Source organism: Streptococcus sp. (assembly GCF_019414905.1).
Taxonomy (GTDB): domain Bacteria; phylum Bacillota; class Bacilli; order Lactobacillales; family Streptococcaceae; genus Streptococcus.
The window spans coordinates 1-1,098 of record NZ_DXLC01000193.1; the positions used below are offsets into that span (position 1 = coordinate 1).

The following is a 1,098-nucleotide window of genomic DNA, read 5'->3' on the forward strand; positions in this document are numbered from 1 at the left end:
GTAGCAAGCTTGATGTAAAAGGTCAAAAAAGCTACATTAAAACCGTGCGTGGTGTCGGTTACACCATGCAAGAATAGAAAGCAGTTGCAGTTATGTAATTGCTTTTTTTGAGGAGTTTTTGTATATTGACATGCGATTTTGTATTTGCTAAAATCAGTTATGGAGGATACATCTAATGAAAATAGTAAAAAAATTGATGCAAATCGCATTAGCAGTCTTTTTCTTTGGTTTGCTAGCGACAAGTGCAGTATTAGCGGATGATGCTGATTCAGAAGGTTGGCAATTTGTCAAAGAAAATGGTAGAACCTACTACAAGAAGGGGGAACTCAAAGAAAAGGCTTGGCGAGTGATTGATGGCAAGTACTATTATTTTGATCATGTATCAGGAGAGATGGTTGTCGGCTGGCAATATATCCCGTTTCCATCTAAAGGTAGTACAATTGGTCCGTACCCAAATGGTTTAAGATTAGAATCTATGCCAATGCCACAATGGTATTACTTTGGTCAAGATGGGGTTCTTCAAGAATTTGTTGGCAAGCAAGTTTTAGAGGCAAAAACTGCTACAAATACCAACAAACATCATGGGGAACAATATGATAGCCCAGCAGAGAAACGAACCTATTATTTTGAAGATAAACGTGATTATCACACCTTAAAAACCGGCTGGATTTCTGACGAAGGGCATTGGTATTATTTACAGAAGGATGGTAGCTTCGATGCTCGTATCGACAGTTTAACGGTTGGGGAGCTAGTGCGTGGTTGGACAAATGATAACTCAACTTGGTACTATCTAGATCCAACAAGTGCTGCAATGCAAACAGGTTGGAAATACCTTGGTAATAAGTGGTACTACCTCCGTTCATCAGGAGCCATGGCAACTGGCTGGTATCAGGAAGGCTCAACTTGGTATTATCTAGACCAAGTAAATGGTGATATGAAAACTGGCTGGCAATACCTCGGTAACAAGTGGTACTATCTCCGTTCATCAGGAGCTATGATCACTGGTTGGTTCCAGGTTAATGGCAAATGGTACTATGCTTATAGCTCAGGTGCTTTGGCAGTGAATACCACTGTAGATGGCTACTACGTCAACTATAA

The 1,098-nt window shown here is 40.3% G+C and carries 1 protein-coding gene and 1 pseudogene; both read left to right on the forward strand.

Going from position 1 to position 1,098, the window contains the following annotated elements; genetic code table 11:
- Window positions 1–77: pseudogene (locus tag QZ359_RS05785) on the forward strand (DNA-binding response regulator); the annotation flags it as partial.
- A 98-nt stretch (window positions 78–175) separates the two neighbouring features.
- The coding region (locus QZ359_RS05790) for an N-acetylmuramoyl-L-alanine amidase family protein (RefSeq protein WP_293963961.1) at window positions 176–1,098 on the forward strand (923 nt) is incomplete at its 3' end.